This is a genomic window from Alcaligenes faecalis, assembly GCF_002443155.1.
Taxonomy (GTDB): Bacteria; Pseudomonadota; Gammaproteobacteria; order Burkholderiales; family Burkholderiaceae_B; genus Alcaligenes; species Alcaligenes faecalis.
Genome location: NZ_CP023667.1, coordinates 2,100,085 through 2,119,389 on the forward strand (window position 1 = coordinate 2,100,085; position 19,305 = coordinate 2,119,389).

A 19,305-nucleotide genomic window follows, 5' to 3' on the forward strand; every position below is an offset into this window, starting at 1 on the left:
CGTAGTAGAGTTGGTAGCAAGCCAATCTTGGTTGGTTGAGGCTACCTTAGACTACCCAAAAAGTTGGTTAAACAGGCACAAAAAAAGCACTTAGTTTTACCTAAGTGCTTGATTCGACTAGCAAAAGAAATGGTGGGTGCTGAGGGGTTCGAACCCCCGACCTACGCCTTGTAAGGGCGCCGCTCTACCAGCTGAGCTAAGCACCCATTTCAGTGATGCCGTTCTTCTTGTGAAGAAAAAGAATTATAGGACCAAAGAATTCTTTTTGCAAGTCTTTTGCGTAAATTAATTTAAAAATTAATTCACAGCGTCTTTCAGAGCCTTACCGGGACGGAACTTGGGCACGTTTGCGCCTTCGATCTCGATGGTTTCACCGGTACGTGGGTTACGACCCGAACGGGCAGCGCGTTCCGACACAGCGAAGGTGCCAAAACCAACCAGAGTAACCGTATCTTTTTCTTTCAGCGTGGTGGTCACGGCATCGATAAACGCATCCAGTGCACGACCAGCGTCAGCTTTGGACAGATCGGCTTTGGTGGAAATGAATTCGATAAGCTCGGTTTTATTCATTGAGAAAATACCCCTGAAAATTATTTTACGGGCCCCCAGCGGGAACCAGTTTGTGGCGGTCAGACTTAATAGTGACAAACGACAGGGCTGATAAGCACTACCGCCTGCCATGGCTACCGGGCGCACAAGTGCCCCGGTTGGCTACCGCGTATTAAGCCTTCGTTTAATACCCGTGTCAAGCAAAAAAACCCCTGTAACCCGCATCATTGCTCACTGTTGATACAAGTTGCAGGACTTTCCCTATTTTGCATCGAGAAACTTAACAGGCCGTCGCAAATATGTTATTTGGGCTTTGGAAACCCAAAAATTAGCCGACTGATACTGCGTTTTTGAACATTTTTTCAAGCACTTCAGTACACCTACCGGCGGCCTGGCAAACTGTCGCCCGCATAAATTCCCTTATATGCCCCGTACTTAGCGGCTTCACCCTTCTTGCCAGAGAGCAAAAGGCCGCACTTCTGCACCCCTGCCTTGAACGCCAACCATGCCCATATCAAAGCGCTCTGCCCTCCTACAATTTTCTGCATTGTTTGACTGTATTTCGGTACTTGCTACCGTCAAGGAGCGCAGCGATGCACGGCAAGGTTTATTTGGTTGGAGCGGGACCTGGCGACCCTGAACTTCTCACACTACGCGCTTTATACCTGCTGCAACATGCAGATGCTGTGGTCTATGACCGCCTGGTCAGCCGCGCCATCATGAGCTGTATCAATCCTGAAGCTACCTTGCATGATGTCGGTAAGGTAGCTGCCTGCAAGCCCAGCATGCAGGACGACATCAACGACATCCTCTTGTCACTGAGCAGAACACACCAACACATTGTCCGCTTGAAGGGCGGCGATCCCTTTATTTTTGGACGGGGAGGCGAAGAGCAGCTGTATCTGCAGCAACACGGGGTCCAGGTTGAAGTCGTGCCTGGAATTACCGCGGCTACAGGCTGCGCAGCTTCTTTAGGCATACCCCTGACCCATCGCGGGCTGGCCAGTAGTGTGCGCTTTATCACTGGGCACCTGCGTGAGAACAAGGGGCTGGAACTGAACTGGGCCTCCTTGTCCGACCCCACCTGTACGCTGGTGTTCTACATGGCCATGGCCAACTGCAGCCATATTGCCCGGGCCTTGATTCAACATGGACGCAGCCCGCATACGCCTATCGCCTTGGCACAAGATGCCACGCTGAAAAGCCAACGCTGGGGCTTGGGTACCTTGCAAACACTCCCTCAGCTTGCACAGACATTCAGCCCGCCAGCCTTGTTGATCATCGGACAAGTGGTGCAGTTGCACCCGGACTACCCACAGCCCATACCCAATACCCAAGATGCCCTCGCTCCCGAACCCTCCGGGGCCGCGATGTGAGAGGCCTGCATCTTCCTTCAAAACTCAGTGGCTGGCAGGCTCTGGTGAAGATATGGCCGGCCGTGCTGCTCTCCCTTCTTTGGCCACAACAAGCCACTGCCGATGAAGCCGTTGTGAGCTTGGAGCGGCAAGCCTCTCTACAAACACTGCTGCATCAAGAGTGTGGTTCGTGCCATGGCCTGCTGCTGAAAGGAGGTCTGGGCCCTGCCTTGACGGCTGATGCCTTGCGGGGTCAGAGCGCAGAGCAAATCGCCCTGACGATCATGCATGGGCGTCCCGGAACAGCCATGCCTGCCTGGAACCGCTTTTTGCAGCCGGCAGAAAGTCTCTGGCTGGCTGATTTTCTTCTCCATGAATCGGATGCAGCACCATGAAAGCACTGATGAGTCTTGGCCTGCTTGTCGCTTTAAGCGGCTGTGCCAGCCCACTACGCGGCACCAATGACCTGGGGCTGGTTGTTGAACGTGCGACGGGCAGTGTGGCCGTTGTTGAAACCAGTCATCGCAGCCGCTTGGCGCGCATTGAAGGTTTGGGCGATCTGTCCCACGCTCATATCACCTACTCACGCGATGGGCGCTATGGCTATGTCTTTGGGCGCGATGGTGGACTGAGCAAAGTGGATCTGCTTGAACAGGTTCTAGTCCGTCGCATCATTCAGTCCGGCAATGCCATAGGTGGGGCAATCTCACAGGATGGCAAGCTGATCGTGGTGCAAAACTACGAACCGGGCGGCATCAAGGTTTTTGATGCCGACACCCTGGACTTGATCAGTGAGGTCCCGTCCTACTATGCCCCCAACAAGCGCGCCAAGGTGGTTGGCTTGGCGGATCTACCGAATCAGCAATTCGCCTACTCCTTGTTCGAGGCGGACGAAATCTGGCTGACCGATTTGTCCGACCCACTGCACCCCACGACACGACGTTTTGCAGCAGGCCGCCAGCCCTACGATGCCATGGTCACCCCGGATGGGCGCTACTACATTGCCGGCCTGTTTGGGGAGGACGCCTTGGCCATGCTGGATTTATGGAACCCGAAAAATGGAGTCCGGAAAATCCTGCAAGGCTATGGCCGGGGAGAGACCGCCCTGCCCGTCTACAAAATGCCGCATTTGCGCGGCTGGTCCTTGGCTGGTCAGGACCTGTTTTTACCGGCTATTGGACGCCATGAGGTGCTGGTTGCCAGCACCTTGGACTGGCAAGAAAAAACTCGCATTCCCGTTCATGGCCAACCCGTTTTTGTGATGGCTCAGCCCGATGGCCGTCAGGTCTGGGTGAACTTCGCTTTTCCTGACAACGACAAGGTACAGGTCATTGATGTCGCCACACTGAAAGTGGTTCAGACCCTGGACGCAGGCAAAGCCGTTCTCCACATGGAATTTACCCCTCGGGGCGAGGCCGTCTGGATTTCAGCGCGAGACGACAACAAGGTCAGTGTGTACGACACCCGCAGTTTCAAGCGTCTGGAAAGCCTGGATATTCAGCACCCCAGTGGAGTGTTTTTTACGCATCGGAGTGGTCGCATTGGTTTCTGATCTTTCCCCTTCTGCTTTTCAGCTATTGAATGCCTGGCAACATGGCTTTCCACTAGAATCCCGGCCGTTCCGCAAGCTGGGACTGCTATTGGGCCTTAGTGAACAAGCCGTGATGGACTACCTTCAACGCTGGCAGGCCCAAGGCATCATCAGTCGCATCGGGCCAGTGCTGAACCCAGCCTGCATGAGCAGCACCTTGGTGGGCATGCATGTTCCGCCCAAGGATCTGGACAAAGTTGCTGACTGGATCAGCGCCTTACCGGCCGTGAATCATAATTACGAACGCGAACATGCGATCAATCTCTGGTTTGTGCTGACCTGTGCGAGTGAACAAGAACGGCAGGCGACTCTGGACCACATCGCTGAACATATCGGCTTGTTGCCCATGTCCTTGCCCATGATCCGGGCTTATCACATTGATCTGGGATTTAGCCTGGCCGCACATCCCAAGATCACCAGCCCCTTGTCACCTGGCAACGGCCTGCCTGCATTGGGCTGTGCTGAACGCAAACTGCTGGAATGCTCTTTGCCGGGTTTGGCAATTCAAGCCGAGCCTTTCAAGCCCTGGGCAGAACATGCTCAGATGAGCGAAAAGCAAGTGCTGCAACACCTGCGCAGCTTTCTGGAGCAAGGTGTTTTCAGACGATTTGGCCTGGTTTTACGTCATCGAAAACTGGGCTATAGCGCCAATGCCATGTGTGTCTGGACGGTAGACAAACACCATATCGATACCGTGGGTGAGGAACTGGCCAAGCAAGACGGCATTACGCTGTGCTATCAACGGCAGCCCTACCCGCCGCATTGGAATCACAATCTGTTTTGCATGATTCACGGCAAAGATCGTCAGCACGTACTGGCCCATCATGCAGAGCTAAATAGCCGTTTTGGCCTGAACCCGTTCCCCCAGGAAGTGCTGTTCTCCACTCGCTGCTTCAAGCAACGCGGCGCACTGCTTAGACCGGCTCATCATGACTGATACTCACACCCCACCATTGCATGCGCCGGCTGAGCTGGATGACATCGACCGCCGCATTCTGAATCGTCTGCAAGATGGTTTCCCCATCTGCTCCCGGCCTTTTGCACAGCTGGCTCCTGATTTTGCCTTGAGCGAGTCCGACTTGATTGCGCGTGTCCAGCATCTGCGCCAATCCGGAATCTTGACCCGCTTTGGCCCCCTCTTTCAGATCGAGGCACTAGGCGGTGCTTACTGTCTGGTCGCCATGGCCGTACCGGAAAAACGCTGGGACAGTACCGTCAAAGCCGTAAACCGCCATCCCGAGGTCGCTCACAACTACCGGCGCGCTCACGCCCTGAATATGTGGTTTGTGCTTGCCACGGCAACGCCACAAGACATCAAATCCTGCCTGGCTGCAATCGAAGCTGAAACCGGCTTGCCCGTCTTTGCTTTTCCCAAAGAACAGGAATACGCCCTTAGCCTGAAACTGGAGCTGTGACATGGTGCAGTTGAACCCTGCCTATACCGCCTTGATTCATGCATCGCAGCAGGGACTGGCGATAGAAGCACAGCCCTACCTGAAACTGGCGCAAGAATTGGGCGTGTCCGAAGCCTATGTCATGAAGCAGTTTCAAACCATGCTGGATCAAGGCTTGATACGGCGAATCGCGGCCATCCCCAATCACTATGCCCTGGGCTACGTAGCCAATGGCATGTGCGTCTGGAACATCACGGACGATAGCCTGGAGGCAGTCGGTACGTTGCTAGGCGCACAAGCCGGAGTCAGTCATTGCTATCGTCGCCCGCGTCGTTTACCCGAGTGGCCATACAACCTGTTTGCCATGCTGCATGGCAGGGACCATGACACGGTACGTGCCCAGGCACAGAACATCAGCCTGCAAATCTCGCAGCGCTTTCCTGGCGTCCTGCACGATCACGATATTTTGTTTTCCACGGCCATTCTCAAAAAGACCGGCCTGCGTCTGCGGAGGCCTTGAGCATGTTCCGGATATCTCGTTTTGTCGCTGCCCTGCACTCTTCTGTTCCACCCACCCGAACCAGCAAGGCGCCGGTAGTGATCTGGAATCTGATACGTCGTTGCAATCTGCATTGCAGTCACTGCTACTCGGCCTCTACCAACAAGGACTTCCCTGGCGAGCTGAGCTACGAACAAGCCTGCACAGTCATGGATGATCTGCATCAGTTCGGTGTACGCGCCCTGATTCTGTCGGGCGGCGAACCTTTGCTACGCCCGGATATTTATGACTTGGGCCGACGTGCAAAAGCATTGGGCATGTATGTAGGACTATCGTCCAACGGCACCTTGATTACTGAGCAAAACATTGATCAGATTGCCGACTGCGGCTTTGACTATGTAGGCATTTCCCTGGACGGTTTACAGGCTCGGCATGACCGAATTCGTGGTGAGAAAGGAGCTTATGCGGCCTCCTTGCATGGCTTGAGACTCTGCCGTGAGAAGCAATTGAAAGTGGGCCTGCGCTTTACCCTTACTCAAGAAAATGCAGTTGATCTCAATGGCCTGCTGGCCGTGATGGACCAGGAGCGAATCGACCGCTTTTATCTCTCTCATTTGAACTATGCAGGTCGAGGTCTGGGCAACCGTTCCCTGGCTAGCCATCATGCCGTCACCCGGAGGGCCATGGAGCAACTTTTTACAACCTGTATGGCGTATCAGAAAGCCGGCAAACCCAAGGAGTTCACCTCGGGCAATAACGATGCTGACGGTGTTTTCTTTCTGCATTGGGTAAGGCGCCACTATCCCGAACAAGCTCCCAAAATTCTGAATATGCTGCGCCAATGGGGAGGCAACTCCTCCGGCCAAGGGATTGCGAACATCGATAACCGTGGCAATGTGCACCCCGACACCATGTGGTGGCACTACAGCTTGGGAAATGTGCTGCAACGGCCTTTCTCAGAGATTTGGTCCAACGATCAAGACCCCTTGCTGGCAGGGCTGCGTCAACGTCCCAGGCCAGTACAGGGACGCTGCGCGGGCTGTGCCTACCTGGATATCTGCAATGGCAATACGCGCACTCGGGCAGAAAAAAGCACGGGCAATGTATGGGCGGAAGATCCGGGCTGCTATCTCAACGATCAGGAAATCACTGCCTGAACGCCCTCCAGGCAATTACCCAGAACCATTGTTACTCAGCCACAGTTCTGGAACCTCCGCCCTGCCCTCTGAAGCCTCAAATAGCACCCAGCACTCCCAATAAAATCAGGTGGGCTGCTGGGGACAAGAGTGCAGAATCAAAACACAGCAAGTTTCAAGTGCAAGCCTGGACAGGCCTGAATCGAAGGGCCAAAAAAAGTGAGGCAAGCGATCTTGCCTCACTCAAACTCAACAACAACAACAACAACAACAACAACAACAACAACAACAACAACAACAACAACAACACTTCACTTAGTTCTTCATCACACAGTTGACCCATGCAAGCTGATAGCGCACCTAGGCCAACTCACAGCTCAAGCCTTGCTGCTGCAACACCTCAAGCAAAGGCTGCACATCCCACGACGATTTCCACGCAATCACGATGCGTTCTCCAGGCGCCCAGGAACGGCATAGCGGGGCCCAGAAGTCCCGATTCAACAAGGTGTCTTGCAAGACCACACCCGCCTGATCCAAGGCCATCAAACGAGCATCACGACGGGCCTTTTCCAGAATTGCGGGCAGAGTCAATGGCAGGTACAAGACCCAATCTGCCTGATTCAATTTGCGCAAGGCACGCAGCGTCAACAAGTCCACTGCTTCCAGGTCGGCGATAGGCAAAATGGTGACCTGAATATGCTGCTGAGGAGTTTCCGTCTCCAAGGCAGCATCAAAGGCTGCCAGTGCCTCAGTGGGCTTGCCTTGTGCCAGGAGATCAGGGATCTGGCTATCAAGCACGTAATCAAAGAAATGACGACGAGTATGCACCTCGGGAAAAGCCTGTTTGATATCGGCCCGGCGACGGGCCAGCAAACCGGCCAGGTCTCCTACTGACTCCGGCAATTCGCTTTCTATCCACTCCCGAACACGCCGCGCCAGCACGGGGGCAGAACCGGCGGAGGAAACCGCAATCATCAAGGGCGAACGGTCAACCATGGCTGGGACTTGTACGGTGGACAATTGCCCGTCATCGACCACATTGCAGGGCAGGTGCAAGGCATCCGCTGCCTGAGCCACGATACGGTTTATCTCGCGTCTTCCAGTTGCCGCAATAACCAGCCAGGCCTCGCGGATATGCTCGGCGACAAAGGAAGTAAACAGGCTGCTCAAAGCACCCGCTTGCGCACTTGCCCGCAACCAGGAGGTTTGCTCCGGCGCGACTACAGTGACTCGCGCTCCAGCGCGCAGCAAGAGCCGAACCTTACGCTCCGCGACCGTCCCGCCACCCACGACGACGACCGTCTTGCCGGTCAAATTGAAAAACAAGGGAAACACATTCATTGCACGACATCCTTGAGGCGCCAGCAGAAACTGGCGCCCGGTTCACACTTACTTCAGGCTGGAAAAGTAGGCAGCCAGTTCATTCACCATTTCCGGGCTCAGAGGCTCGGCCATTGGACTCATGATGGGATCGTTACGCTCTCGCGATTTGAACTGCTGTAGCTGCTTGACCAGATACTCCACTTTCTGACCCGCCAGATTGGGGTACATGCCTTCCGAGCTGACACCTTCCAGCCCATGGCAGGACGCGCACAAAGGCAGCATGGACGAGGCCTGAGCCGACAACTGCGACTGCCCGTGCGAACCTTGTAGACCCACTGGTTTGTCTGCTGCCCAAGCTGCACCAGAACCCAAGAAGCCCATAAGAGCCACACCCATAAAAAGCTTTTTCATGACGTTCCTTTGCTTAAAATTTTTGGGTTTCAGGCTGACCGATGGTGAGCCAACGGGTACGGGCACGAGAGAAAATGCCCGATGGGCTTTCCATCTTGTGTTCGGCTACCAGCTCCAGACTGCGGCTATCGTAAATCTTCAAGCGATCGCCCCAGTAACCCGAACTGACGTAGAGGTAATCGCCCGTGCGGTTGTAGTTGGGGAAGAAAGCATGACCACCCACATCCAGGGTCTTCACCACGGACAAGGTATTTTTGTCGATCAACTGAATCCAGGAAGCGCGCTTGTCCTTGTCGATAATGTCCACCGCCACATACGGAGCATTAGGATGTGCGGCGGGCGACTCTGTCGCCCCGGAGACAGGGATTTGCTTCACCACAGAGAAGTCTTTGACATCCCAGGCCGTGACCACAGAACCCAGCTTGCAAGTGCCCATATTGGTGCCGAAGGCCAGCATGCGGCCATTCACTTCAGTGACAGCACCGGAGCCTGCGTGGGGCTGACAGCCGGCCGGAATATCACGCACCACCTTGTCGTCTTTCAGGTCGATGGCTACGTATTTGTTGTCATCGTAAGAAGCGACCATGGAGTAGCGGCCGTCCGGCGTCAGGAAGGTGTCGTGCAACATGCGCCCGACCTTGGCCAGTTTGGTGACCGGCATATCTGGCTTGTCCGGATCAATAATCCAGATCTGCCCGGCTTGGCGCAGTGTCAGCGCAAACTTGTTATTGATGCGACTACCAATAATCGGACCACCGGCGGATTTGATGAAATTGCCATCCGGGTCCTCGCCCTCCAGAGCGATATATTTCACCGGCTCCAGCGTGTCGGCTTTCAGGATGACCATGCTGTTGGGCACGAAGGAACTCAGCGCCAGCCATTTGCCATCTTTGGACAAGGCAATCCCCGTACCGGTCAGCCCCACTTTGGCCTGACGCACAATCTGCAAGGTATACAGGTCGATTTTGTAGACGTGGCCATCATCACTTTTCAGGTAACCCCAGCGTTCGTGGCTGGGACTGAACTCCATGATGTGAGGCGCGCCGACCGTGGCAATTTCACCCACCTTCTGGTTGTTCTTGCCATTGATGAAAACGGCACGAGCCTGATTGGAACCATCTCCCCGGCCGTAGCGTCCGCGGGCCATGATGACCATCAGGTCATAGACAGAGTCAATCTCGTAATTGGGCTTGCCAGGCAAGGTGGATTCGTCCACCAGCACTTTCACGCTGGCACGAATCTGATCCATGTCCCAGCTACGCTCCACCACGGGCTCGTTCTTGATCATCTTGGCCAGTGCGCGAATATCCTCATCGGGCAGACGTCCTACAAAGGGCGGCATCAAGGTATCCGGGATTCCGGTCATGATGGTGCCGCGCAAGGCAATCTCGCTTTGAACCAGGCGATCACTGTGCAAGCCCGGTGCGATATACCCTCCCCGGTCGGCTGCGTGACACACCGCACAGTTTTGCTGAAACAAGTTATCTACCCGCACTTGCTCTTCCGTCGGGGCCGCCAAAGCCGCGCTGACGGTGGTAGACAGGAAGGCCAGGGTCATCATTTTTCTATACATTCCATTACCTCCAACAATTGCCTTGCTAAACGGCAAGACCAAGCAAACTATAACGATTGTTATTTTTTACTGAGAAGGTATGGATACAGATTAGATAATGGGGATGGTTTTTTTATATCGTAATTACGAGAAATTAAATACTCTTACCTAGATAAAAACATCCATGACAAGGCGCCAGTTGGCAGATCAATAAGCGGGACAAATTTATCACGAACGAATAATCATTTTGACCTAACTCAAGTTAAAACTAGAGGCTGCAGCCTATAGTGGCCCGGCTTGGCTCGCCCTTGATGGTTTTGATTATTTTTCCGGTCCCGCCATGTTTTCTTTACCGATTACGCTTTCTCATACTCATAGCCCACCGTATAAACGCCAAATTGCACGTCAAATCGAAACCCTGATCTGTTCAGGGCGTTTGCAAGAAGGTAATCGCTTGCCTTCGATCAACCGAATGGCGTCTCTATTGCAGGTTTCTAAAAATACGATCATGGGTGCCTATGATTTGCTGATCGATTCCAATCTGATTCATAGCGAACCGAGCCGGGGATTTTTTGTGGCTACGCCCACCCGCAATGGACGCAGCCGACTGGCACCGGACTTTGTACTGGAAACCGCCCACTGTGCACGCAACCCGCGTACCAACACGGCACTGGCCAGCGGTGTGCATGTGCCCGCTGCCAGCGTGCCAGTTCGTTTTGATTTCAAGATTGGACGCCCCTCGGTTCATGCTTTTCCGCTGCGCCAGTTCATTTCTCTGTCCAATCAGCTGCTCCGATACGCAGGCTCCGCGATGGCGGACTATCCACCACCTGAGGGCCTATGGGGATTACGGCTGCAGATTGCAGATTATTTGGCAGCCAGCAAGGGCATATTGGCTGACCCGGACCACATCATCATTACGGCAGGGACGCAGGAGTCCTTGAGCCTGATCGCGGCTCACTTTCTGGATGAAAACAGCTGTGCGGTGCATGAATCGCCTGGCTATACGGGCTTTAGCAATTTGCTGGCGCGGCACCGTGCAAAAGGCATTCCTGTGCCGGTAGACCAATACGGCCTGCGTACGGATCAATTACCGGACAAGGCAGTCCAGCTGGCCTTTGTCACGCCCTCCCATCAATACCCCTTGGGGCACACTCTGACAGTGAATCGCAGGCAGGAGCTACTGGCGTGGGCCAGCTCCAGTGGCGCTTTGATTATTGAGGACGACTACGATGGAGACTTCTGCTATGGTCCGGCCTTGCCCGCAGCACTCAAGGCCATGAGCCCCGGCCAGGTCATTTACCTGGGTTCGTTCTCCAAAACCCTGGGACCTGGTTTGCGTTTGGGCTACATGGTCTGCCCACCCCATCTGAGTCAGGACTTTATCGCCCGCAAGGCCTTGCTGAACAATGGTTCGCCCTGGTTAACGCAAGCTGTTCTGGCTCGTTTTTTTGATGAGTATGACTATCCACGTCACCTGCAATACTTGCGCCGCCGTTATCTGGAGCAACGCAATACGCTGCTGCAAGGACTGAAAAAAGTGTGGGGAAATACGGGAGTGGTCAGCGGGCACAATGCCGGCATGCATCTGGCTTTTCGCCTGCCGCCACACAGTCCAGACGCCCATCACGTTGCAGCGGCGGCACTTCGCTATGGCATACGGCTATACCCTCTGGCACAGGCCGCCAGCCAGGAAGTGGACAGCTCAAACCCGCGCCATCTGCTATTTGGCTATGCAAATCTGGAATCCAGGGAGTTGCAACAAGCGATGCAGCATCTAGCCCTGATACAGCCCAGGCTGAACCATGGCTAGATGCGCGAAGAACTCAAGACAGGGCCAGGGCCTGATCAAAGTCCGAGGTCAGATCGATAATCTCTTCGATACCCACGGAGATACGCAGCTGATTGTCGGCAATGCCCATGAGAGCGCGCTGCTCGGCACCCATTTCGTAGTAAATGGTGTGGGCAACGGGCAGCACCAGACTGCGGTTGTCGCCCAAATGCGTGGCCAATACAAAGACTTTCAGGCGATTCAGGAAATCGAAGATTTCGATGCCCTCTTCCAGCACCACGCTCATCAGGCCACCGAAGCGATTGCCGAACAACTGAGCCGTACGCTCATGCTGCGGGTGATCCTCCAGGCCCGGATACTGCACGTGCTTGACCTTGGGATGGGCCTTCAAATGGCGCGCCAACGCCAGTGCGTTGGAACAGATGCGCTCCATACGCAAAGGCAAGGTTTCCGAGCCTACGGCCAAACGGTGAGCCACATCGGACGACAAGGTGCCGCCCATATCGCGCAAGCCCTTTTTTCGGATCTGCACCAGGCCCCAGTTCTGCGTATTGCCGTTGCGGTATACCTCGGCAATATTGGGGTACGTAGTCCAGTCAAACAGGCCGGTATCCGTCACCATGCCACCCAGGGCATTGCCGTGACCGCCGATATGCTTGGACAAGGAGTTCACAACCAAAGAGGCTTTGAACTCACGACCGGGCGACAGGTAAGGCGAGGACAGGGTGGCATCGACCACATACAACAAGCCCTCGTCCTGACACCATTGCCCCACCCCTTTCAGATCGGCTACCTGTGTACCCGGATTGGCAATGGTTTCAACAAAGACCATACGGGTATTGGGCTGGCGTGCCGCTTGTACCTGGGCCAGATCGGTTGCATCCACCAGCGTGGTCTGCACACCCAGATCGCGCAAGGTACCCAAGAGGCTGTTGGTATTGCCGAACAGGTATTTGCTGGCAATCAAGTGATCGCCCTGACGCAACAAGGTAAACAAGGTGGCACTCAAGGCAGCCATGCCAGTTGCAAAGCTGACGCTGCCTACCCCTTTTTCCATGCGTGTAATCTTGGCTTCCAGCGCCGCCGTGGTAGGCGTGCCCTGGCGGGAATAAGTAAAGCCGGACTTGCCCTGAAAGACCGCAGCCAGCTCACGCGCATCCTGAAACCCGAACTCGGTCGACGGGTGCAATGGCTGATGAATAGCGCCATGCTGCGTGCCCAAGCGACGGTCAGAGTGCAAGGTGGAGGTAATAAAGCCGTTTTCTTCCATGATCGTTTCCAAGCCCATAATGCGTGTACACACCGTCAGCGCCGATTGAGTTTTGCCCGGCTGACGGCCAATTACCTATTATCTGGTGAAGCGGCGGATGAAACCCGCCGTTTTTTATACAAATAAGTAATTAAGCAAGTAACAAGACTTAAAAGGAATTAAGCCTGACTGCGTTGACGCAGGGTTTCGTACAGACAAACCGCGCTGGCCACACTGACGTTCAGGCTTTCTACTGCGCCCATCATGGGGATGGACACCAGCTCGTCGCAGGTTTCACGGGTCAGACGGCGCATGCCCTCGCCCTCGGCACCCATTACCCAGGCCATGGGGCGGCGGGCATCTACCTGGTGGAAGGTATGGGTGGCCTGATCGCTCGTGCCGACCAGCCAGACATCGCGCTCGCGCAGCATGCGCATGGTACGGGCCAAGTTCGTCACCGTAATGTAAGGCGTCGATTCCGCCCCACCACAAGCCACACGCGATACGGTGGCATTCAAACCCACCGCACGATCACGAGGCGCAATCACGGCATGGGCCCCCGCCGCATTGGCACTACGCAAGCAGGCGCCCAGATTGTGGGGATCTGTCACCCCGTCCAGAATCAACAGGAAAGGAACCTGACCGGCCTCTTCCAGATCATCCAGCAATTCGTTGACATCGACAGCCAGCTCTTGCTCCAGAGCCAAAGCCACCACGCCCTGGTGACGAGTACCCTTGGCCAGGCCATCCAGACGTTCGACCGGCACGGCCATGACTTTCAAGCCAGCCTGTTCTACCTGTTCGATAAAGGCCAGCATCCGTTTATCGCGCCGGGTCTGATCCACATAGACCTCGCGCACCGAAGCGGCGCTAAAACGAACTCGGGCAATAACGGCATGGAAACCGGCCAAAACCTGCTGAGGCATAACAATCCTTGGGGGAAATAAGAGCAAATAAAGAAAGCCGGGCAAAAAGCCCGGCTTGGCATTGTACGCCTATCGGCGTCGCCCTCTAGGGCTGCGCGTGGATTTTGCGGACTTGGCCGCCTTCTCCGTACTGCGTTTTTCATCGCGCTCGGCCTGCTTTTGCGAAGCACGTCGTTGGGATGCTGTGGTGCCCTTCAAGGCCAGCGGCTTGGTAGACGCTGCTTTCTTGATAGGACGCTCGGATGGCTCAGCCCCTTCTGCCGCTGCCTTGACCGCCTTGTAGCCCACACCCTTGACCAGGCGGAACTCGATACGGCGCGCTTCCAGATCAACGCGAGCGACTTGCACTTGCACCGCATCAGTCAGGCGATAACGCAGACCGGTGCGCTCACCACGCAGCTCGTTCGAGGTTTCGTTGTACTGGAAGTAGTCCGCACCCAGCTCGGAAACATGAACCAGACCTTCCACATACAAGGTATCCAGCGTGACGAACAGACCGAAGCTGGTCACGCCGCTAATCTTGCCAGAGTACTCCTCGCCCACGTGCTCTTTAACAAACCAGCACTTGAGCCAGGCTTCCACGTCTTTGGAGGCCTCGTCAGCACGACGCTCGCGCGCCGACAACAAGGCACCCAGTTTCTCCCAGCGAGCAAAGTCGCGCTTGCTGGCTGGCAAGGCGGCATCACCCGGATCTTCGTCGATAGCCGGAACGTAGCGCTCGCCCTTCAATATCCCCTTGATGACGCGGTGCACCAGCAAGTCCGGGTAACGGCGTATCGGCGAGGTGAAGTGAGCGTATTGCGAATAGGCCAGACCAAAGTGACCCGTTTTTTCCGGGCTGTAAATGGCCTGCTGCATGGAACGCAAGCACATGGTCTGAATGACGGCAAAGTCAGAGCGGCCACGGGCTGCGGCCACGACCTTGGCGTAATCGGCAGAAGTAGGCTCGTCGCCCCCTTCCAGGGTCAAACCCAAGCTACGCAAATATTCGCGCAAGGCCTCCAGCTTAGGGGGCGTTGGGCCTTCGTGCACACGGTACAGACCGTTGCGACGGCTTCGAGCGATAAAGTCGGCCGCACATGTATTGGCTGCCAGCATGCACTCTTCAATCAGCTTGTGCGCGTCGTTACGGACCAAGGGCTCAATGCGTTCGATGCGACCCAAGGGGTTGCACACAATCTTGGTTTCAACCGTATCGAAATCAATTGCACCACGTGCAGTACGGCGCTCGGCCAGCAGGCGGTACAAGGAGTACAGGTTCTGCACAGGCTCGAGCACGTGCTGAATCTGGGTGGCAGCGGGGCCAGTAGGCTGCTGCAAGGCGCTCCAGATATCGGAATACGTGGTGCGCGCATGTGAGTGGATGACCGCTTCGTAAAACTGATAGGCCGATACGGTGCCGGATTTGGCACCATCGGCCAAGACGACCATATCGCACACCATGACCAGACGGTCTACCGACGGGTTCAGAGAACAGATCCCGTTGGACAGGCTTTCTGGCAGCATGGGAATCACGCGGCGCGGGAAATACACGCTGGTGCCACGCTCCAGCGCGTCCTCGTCCAGGGCATCGCCCGAGCGCACGTAATGGCTAACATCGGCAATCGCAACCAGCAAACGCCATGCCCAGCGCGAGCGTTTGCCCGTGCCGATATCCACGCGTTCGCAATACACCGCATCGTCAAAATCTCGTGCGTCTTCACCGTCAATAGTGATGAAAGGTACATCGCGCAAATCAACGCGGCCTTTGTATTCCGAGGGTTTGACCTTGGCAGGAATGCGAGCGGCCTGCTTGAGCGCTTTCTCGGAGAAATCGACCGGCACTTCAAACTTGCGCACGGCAATTTCGATTTCCATGCCGGGGTCGTCAATTTCCCCCAGAACCTCAATCACACGCCCCAAAGGCTGGCGATGACGCTCGGGCTGCTGAGTGATCTCTACCGTCACGACCTGGCCGGGCTCGGCCTCGCCCTGGTCCCCGTTCGGGATCAGGATGTCGTGCTTGATACGTTGATCTTCGGGCACCACGATAAACGTGCCACGCTCACGCAGGAAACGGCCCACCAGCTTGCTGGTATGACGCGCGGTAACTTCTACGATCGAAGCATCTGGCTTGCCACGGTATTCACCGACGATGCGAACCATAACGTGGTCGCCGTGCAACACTTTGGCCATTTCCCGTGGCGACAGGAACAGATCAGGCTGCCCATCGTCGCGCTGCAGGAAGCCAAAGCCGTCGCGATGGCCCAACACTTTGCCCGCGATAAACCCAGTTTGGCTATTTTTGCGAATTTTGCCTTCGGGGGAAATCAGCAGTTGGCCATCGCGCTCCATTGCGCGCACACGCCGCTCGAAACCCACCGTAATTTCTTTGCCAAGGCCCAGCTTTTTCGCCAGAGCCTGCATGGTCAGGCCGTCTGCATCTTCGCGCAGCCCCGCCAGGATCACTTCCCGCGTCGGGGTATCCGGGTCGAAGTCAGGCGGCAACTCATAACGGCCCGTTGATTGAATACGGTCCTCAGTACTGTCTTGATGTTTTTTATTCAAAAGGACACTTCCATTATTAATAAAGTATGCCTATAATCCTTTTTCTTTGCTGCTCACGCAGTAAAGATGTTGGAAGCTTTTGGCACAGCCATAAGCATACAACGATATGCCCAGGTGGCGGAATTGGTAGACGCGCATGGTTCAGGTCCATGTGCCTTCGGGTGTGGAGGTTCGAGTCCTCTTCTGGGCACCAAATTCCCAAAAAGCCGATCATCGCAAGATGGTCGGCTTTTTGCATTCCAGCACGGAAAGTCGGGGGCTTGAGCGCCTGACGTGGGGACGAGAAAGGTCGGGCATGCAAGCCCGACCGGGGTCGCGCCTGTGTGACCGAGTCCTCTTCTGGGCACCAAAATTCCGAAAGGCCGATCATTTCTCAATGATCGGCCTTTTTTATTTTGTGGCTCCACACATTTATTATTCTTCAGCAGCAATGCAATTAAATCTGACTGTGACAGAAAACGAGCAGCACTACGACTCTCTTCTTTTTTGAACACAGCTATTTCCGCATAAAGACTCATCACCGCATGATCGGCTGCTTTCTTTACAGGCCTATGAATGCGCCTTGGAACTGGCACCAGTGGAGCCAAGGCGACACGCTCAACGCACCACACTCAAACCTGGCCCCCTGCTTTGCGCAGCCATAAAAAAACCGACTGTGTTTCGACAATCGGTTTTCAGCTTCAGGATGTAGTGAGCTTAACCGCCGCAACCACCGCAACATGCACCGTCTTCACCATGCGCAGGTTTGGCAATCTGATAGCCAGCCCGCTCAACGGCAGCATGCAGATCTTCCAGTGAGACCTGGGTTTCATCAAAGCGAACCGACGCTTTTGCGTTTTCGAACGAGGCATCTGCCGCTTGCACGCCGTCGATAGCCGCCAAGGCAATGGCCACTTTATCGGCACATTCAGGGTGTCGCAGACCCGCCAGTTTCAGCATTCCAACTTGCATTTTTTATCCCTTTAACATGAGGTGAGGCAGTTGATGAAATCGCCACCGCCCATAAAGATATATATTAAATACATCTTATAAATACAGCAAGGAGTACAGCGAGGTCCAGCCCGCACGGTAAACACGCTCAGGGAAGATTTTCTCGAAACACCACGATGCTATTCATGGGCTTGAGCTTCGGTGTTGCCTCGCCTGACTGCCGGGAGGCGGTCAACACACGCACACAGTTCAAAATGGACTGCTGCGGGTCCTGCATGATGATGGCATCCAGGGTGCCTTCAATCAGCAAGGCACGCACATCTGACGTCAGCCCATGGCCGACAAAAACAATTTTCTTGTCGCGCCGCACCTCTTTAAGCGCTCTTGCCACACCTTCTGGTGCACCGCCAATGTTGTAGATACCAATCAGGTCGGGATGTTGCTCCAGCAACAGTCGGGCCTGACGATAATTGCTCTCCGGATCGTCGTGCCCTTCTCGCACTCCCATCACCCGGTCTGCCCAGTTTTTCTCCTGCATCAATTGCAGGAAACCGGACTCTCTATCGCAATGCGCCCGATAACAGAGACTACCGGCAATCAAACCAAACGTTCCGGTTTGCCCTGCACTCAAGCGGCTTAGCAAATACGCGGCCAGGCGACCGGTTGCCACATTATCCAGCCCCACATAAGCGCAGCGTGCCGAGGCCGACAAGTCCGAGATCAAGGTCACGACCGGAATTCCGTCACTTGCCAACGTGTTCACCGCCTCGCGAACCAAGGGATGCTCCAAAGCCATGAACACCACCCCATCGGTACGCCCCCGCAAACCCAACAAAGCCTGCGCCAAAGACTCATGGTCAAAGCCACTAAAAACCTCGGTACGGCAATCCACATTGAAGGGCTGCAACTGGGCGTGCGAATAGTCGATTGCGTCGCCAAACATATGGATCACCCGATTGCTGCCAGCAGGCAGCAAAAAAGTGATGCGCATGGGCTTGATGTCTCGATCCACGTTCAGCTGCGTATCGCTGATGTAGTTCAGTCGTCGCGCGGCTTTGAGCACGTGCTGTACCGTACCGGGACGCACACCGGGACGCTGGTTCAGCACCCGATCCACAGTCGCAGTAGAAACACCCGCCAAGCGGGCAATATCGCTGATTTTAGGGATTTTATTAGTCAATCAAAAACCATCATTGGATTGGCTGGACAGGCTTTAAGTGGCTTCTATACCATACAAAAAGGCTAGCGCAACAGCACAGCAAAAAACATCATAAAAACATGTAAACCATAGGGAGACAAGGCCAGCAGCATTCCGGAATCAGCACGCTCTGATTCTGTCTGATGCCGTCGGCTCCACCCGTCCAGCCATGACTTATACCTTTGACTTTTCAAGCGTGCTGCTTCAGTGGCCGCAACTGCTGCAAGGGGCCTGGATGACAATCAAATTGTCCGTTCCGGCCACCGTGCTCGGTTTTATAGCAGGCACTTTTCTGGCCATTGGACGCCGCAGCTCATCCAGTCTAATTGCCCGCCTTTGCGGTTTCTATGTGGAGATCATCCGCAATACGCCGCTGCTGGTGCAGATTTTCCTGGTCTTTTTTGGTTTGGCCACCCTGGGTTGGAAAGTCAGCGCCTTTGGCGCGGCTCTGGCCGCCTTGGTCATCAACGTGGCGGCGTACACCTGCGAGATCATGCGCGCTGGCATGGACTCCATTCATAAAGGCCAATTGGAAGCGGCTGAATGTCTGGGCCTGACTCGCGCCCAAACTTACTGGCATGTGATTTTACTGCCCGCGCTGGAGCGTGTGTACCCGTCCTTGTGCAGCCAGTATGTACTGCTGATGCTGGCGTCGTCCGTGACCTCGCAGATTTCGGTGGAAGAACTGACGGCCATGGCCAACCATATTCAGGCCGATACCTTCCGCCCTTTCGAGGCCTACATTCTGGTCGCCGTCCTGTATCTGGCCCTGTCCTTGCTGATGCGACTGGTTCTGTGGCTAAGCGGGCAACTGGTTTTTTCTCGTCAGCGTGCGCTGCGCGGCCGGAGTTAA

General features: G+C 55.2%; 18 protein-coding genes and 2 tRNA genes. 10 read left to right on the top strand and 10 right to left on the bottom strand.

All coding sequences use genetic code 11. From position 1 onward, the window contains the following. Positions 1 to 130: 130 nt before the first annotated feature. Positions 131 to 206: transfer RNA gene (locus CPY64_RS09890), tRNA-Val, on the bottom strand. Between the two features lie 91 nt (positions 207 to 297). Then, a complete protein-coding gene (locus CPY64_RS09895) occupies positions 298 to 570 on the bottom strand; it encodes an HU family DNA-binding protein (RefSeq protein WP_003799450.1) in 273 nt (90 codons plus the stop codon). A gap of 572 nt (positions 571 to 1,142) precedes the next feature. Here CPY64_RS09895 and cobA point away from each other — a divergent pair. The 7 genes from cobA to nirJ all read left to right on the top strand — a co-directional run bounded on the left by cobA (position 1,143) and on the right by nirJ (position 6,545). After that, entirely contained in the window at positions 1,143 to 1,925 is a 783-nt protein-coding gene (cobA, locus tag CPY64_RS09900; RefSeq protein WP_042481374.1) for a uroporphyrinogen-III C-methyltransferase, read from the top strand. 62 nt (positions 1,926 to 1,987) lie between these two features. Continuing rightward, a complete protein-coding gene (locus CPY64_RS09905) occupies positions 1,988 to 2,299 on the top strand; it encodes a c-type cytochrome (RefSeq protein ID WP_042482191.1) in 312 nt (103 codons plus the stop codon). Further along, the gene (locus tag CPY64_RS09910; protein WP_042481377.1) at positions 2,296 to 3,456 is read left to right on the top strand and encodes a cytochrome D1 domain-containing protein; all 1,161 of its coding nucleotides are present in this window, start codon (positions 2,296 to 2,298) and stop codon (positions 3,454 to 3,456) included. The genes CPY64_RS09905 and CPY64_RS09910 overlap by 4 nt, the downstream gene beginning before the upstream one ends. Next, positions 3,437 to 4,432: a siroheme decarboxylase subunit beta gene (gene ahbB, locus CPY64_RS09915; RefSeq protein ID WP_226791359.1), complete on the top strand. Its 996-nt coding sequence runs from the start codon at positions 3,437 to 3,439 to the stop codon at positions 4,430 to 4,432. Before CPY64_RS09910 ends, ahbB (CPY64_RS09915) begins: the two co-directional genes overlap by 20 nt. Continuing rightward, positions 4,425 to 4,910, top strand: a complete 486-nt coding sequence (locus CPY64_RS09920; RefSeq protein ID WP_042481381.1) for an Lrp/AsnC family transcriptional regulator — start codon at positions 4,425 to 4,427, stop codon at positions 4,908 to 4,910. Before ahbB (CPY64_RS09915) ends, CPY64_RS09920 begins: the two co-directional genes overlap by 8 nt. A gap of 1 nt (position 4,911) precedes the next feature. Further along, positions 4,912 to 5,409, top strand: coding sequence for a siroheme decarboxylase subunit beta (ahbB, locus tag CPY64_RS09925; protein ID WP_042481384.1), 498 nt, complete (start codon positions 4,912 to 4,914; stop codon positions 5,407 to 5,409). 2 nt (positions 5,410 to 5,411) lie between these two features. Further along, positions 5,412 to 6,545 carry a heme d1 biosynthesis radical SAM protein NirJ gene (gene nirJ / locus CPY64_RS09930; protein ID WP_042481387.1) on the top strand — a complete coding sequence of 378 codons (1,134 nt, stop codon included), beginning with the start codon at positions 5,412 to 5,414 and terminating at the stop codon, positions 6,543 to 6,545. Between the two features lie 339 nt (positions 6,546 to 6,884). Here the strand turns inward: nirJ and CPY64_RS09935 are convergent, their stop codons facing one another. The 3 genes from CPY64_RS09935 to CPY64_RS09945 are packed head-to-tail and all read right to left on the bottom strand — an operon-like array spanning position 6,885 to position 9,831. Next, on the bottom strand, positions 6,885 to 7,865 hold the full coding sequence (locus tag CPY64_RS09935) for a precorrin-2 dehydrogenase/sirohydrochlorin ferrochelatase family protein (RefSeq protein WP_042481391.1): 981 nt from the start codon (positions 7,863 to 7,865) through the stop codon (positions 6,885 to 6,887). Between the two features lie 48 nt (positions 7,866 to 7,913). Continuing rightward, a complete protein-coding gene (locus tag CPY64_RS09940) occupies positions 7,914 to 8,258 on the bottom strand; it encodes a c-type cytochrome (protein ID WP_042481394.1) in 345 nt (114 codons plus the stop codon). A 13-nt stretch (positions 8,259 to 8,271) separates the two neighbouring features. Continuing rightward, positions 8,272 to 9,831 carry a nitrite reductase gene (locus CPY64_RS09945; protein WP_226791360.1) on the bottom strand — a complete coding sequence of 520 codons (1,560 nt, stop codon included), beginning with the start codon at positions 9,829 to 9,831 and terminating at the stop codon, positions 8,272 to 8,274. Between the two features lie 319 nt (positions 9,832 to 10,150). Between CPY64_RS09945 and pdxR the strand changes: the two genes are divergently transcribed. Then, complete coding sequence (gene pdxR, locus CPY64_RS09950) at positions 10,151 to 11,623, top strand: MocR-like pyridoxine biosynthesis transcription factor PdxR (RefSeq protein WP_042481399.1); 1,473 nt, start codon at positions 10,151 to 10,153, stop codon at positions 11,621 to 11,623. Between the two features lie 13 nt (positions 11,624 to 11,636). Here the strand turns inward: pdxR and CPY64_RS09955 are convergent, their stop codons facing one another. The 3 genes from CPY64_RS09955 to rnr all read right to left on the bottom strand — a co-directional run bounded on the left by CPY64_RS09955 (position 11,637) and on the right by rnr (position 16,324). Further along, positions 11,637 to 12,872, bottom strand: a complete 1,236-nt coding sequence (locus CPY64_RS09955) for a cystathionine gamma-synthase family protein (protein ID WP_042481402.1) — start codon at positions 12,870 to 12,872, stop codon at positions 11,637 to 11,639. A gap of 158 nt (positions 12,873 to 13,030) precedes the next feature. Then, the gene (gene rlmB, locus CPY64_RS09960) at positions 13,031 to 13,777 is read right to left on the bottom strand and encodes a 23S rRNA (guanosine(2251)-2'-O)-methyltransferase RlmB (RefSeq protein ID WP_042481405.1); all 747 of its coding nucleotides are present in this window, start codon (positions 13,775 to 13,777) and stop codon (positions 13,031 to 13,033) included. Between the two features lie 69 nt (positions 13,778 to 13,846). Continuing rightward, complete coding sequence (gene rnr / locus CPY64_RS09965; protein ID WP_042481408.1) at positions 13,847 to 16,324, bottom strand: ribonuclease R; 2,478 nt, start codon at positions 16,322 to 16,324, stop codon at positions 13,847 to 13,849. Between the two features lie 108 nt (positions 16,325 to 16,432). Between rnr and CPY64_RS09970 the strand changes: the two genes are divergently transcribed. Then, positions 16,433 to 16,517: transfer RNA gene (locus CPY64_RS09970), tRNA-Leu, on the top strand. Positions 16,518 to 17,020: 503 nt separating this feature from the next. On the opposite strand, the gene CPY64_RS09975 is transcribed toward CPY64_RS09970, so the two are convergent. Together CPY64_RS09975 and CPY64_RS09980 are read right to left on the bottom strand one after the other, a co-directional pair. After that, the gene (locus tag CPY64_RS09975) at positions 17,021 to 17,275 is read right to left on the bottom strand and encodes a heavy-metal-associated domain-containing protein (RefSeq protein ID WP_042481410.1); all 255 of its coding nucleotides are present in this window, start codon (positions 17,273 to 17,275) and stop codon (positions 17,021 to 17,023) included. A 127-nt stretch (positions 17,276 to 17,402) separates the two neighbouring features. Further along, the gene (locus CPY64_RS09980; protein WP_042481414.1) at positions 17,403 to 18,434 is read right to left on the bottom strand and encodes a LacI family DNA-binding transcriptional regulator; all 1,032 of its coding nucleotides are present in this window, start codon (positions 18,432 to 18,434) and stop codon (positions 17,403 to 17,405) included. Between the two features lie 187 nt (positions 18,435 to 18,621). Between CPY64_RS09980 and CPY64_RS09985 the strand changes: the two genes are divergently transcribed. Further along, positions 18,622 to 19,305, top strand: coding sequence for an amino acid ABC transporter permease (locus tag CPY64_RS09985; protein WP_042481417.1), 684 nt, complete (start codon positions 18,622 to 18,624; stop codon positions 19,303 to 19,305).

What these genes read in the sequence shown, in the direction of transcription:
- ahbB (WP_042481384.1), top strand. Translation starts at nt 4,912, where the DNA reads ATGGTGCAGTTGAACCCTGCCTATACCGCCTTGATTCATGCATCGCAG.
- CPY64_RS09955 (WP_042481402.1), bottom strand. Translation starts at nt 12,872, where the DNA reads ATGGAAGAAAACGGCTTTATTACCTCCACCTTGCACTCTGACCGTCGC.
- CPY64_RS09935 (WP_042481391.1), bottom strand. Translation starts at nt 7,865, where the DNA reads ATGAATGTGTTTCCCTTGTTTTTCAATTTGACCGGCAAGACGGTCGTC.
- nirJ (WP_042481387.1), top strand. Translation starts at nt 5,412, where the DNA reads ATGTTCCGGATATCTCGTTTTGTCGCTGCCCTGCACTCTTCTGTTCCA.
- CPY64_RS09910 (WP_042481377.1), top strand. Translation starts at nt 2,296, where the DNA reads ATGAAAGCACTGATGAGTCTTGGCCTGCTTGTCGCTTTAAGCGGCTGT.
- CPY64_RS09920 (WP_042481381.1), top strand. Translation starts at nt 4,425, where the DNA reads ATGACTGATACTCACACCCCACCATTGCATGCGCCGGCTGAGCTGGAT.
- CPY64_RS09985 (WP_042481417.1), top strand. Translation starts at nt 18,622, where the DNA reads ATGACTTATACCTTTGACTTTTCAAGCGTGCTGCTTCAGTGGCCGCAA.
- pdxR (WP_042481399.1), top strand. Translation starts at nt 10,151, where the DNA reads ATGTTTTCTTTACCGATTACGCTTTCTCATACTCATAGCCCACCGTAT.
- CPY64_RS09895 (WP_003799450.1), bottom strand. Translation starts at nt 570, where the DNA reads ATGAATAAAACCGAGCTTATCGAATTCATTTCCACCAAAGCCGATCTG.
- CPY64_RS09945 (WP_226791360.1), bottom strand. Translation starts at nt 9,831, where the DNA reads ATGTATAGAAAAATGATGACCCTGGCCTTCCTGTCTACCACCGTCAGC.
- rlmB (WP_042481405.1), bottom strand. Translation starts at nt 13,777, where the DNA reads ATGCCTCAGCAGGTTTTGGCCGGTTTCCATGCCGTTATTGCCCGAGTT.
- CPY64_RS09975 (WP_042481410.1), bottom strand. Translation starts at nt 17,275, where the DNA reads ATGCAAGTTGGAATGCTGAAACTGGCGGGTCTGCGACACCCTGAATGT.
- CPY64_RS09940 (WP_042481394.1), bottom strand. Translation starts at nt 8,258, where the DNA reads ATGAAAAAGCTTTTTATGGGTGTGGCTCTTATGGGCTTCTTGGGTTCT.
- cobA (WP_042481374.1), top strand. Translation starts at nt 1,143, where the DNA reads ATGCACGGCAAGGTTTATTTGGTTGGAGCGGGACCTGGCGACCCTGAA.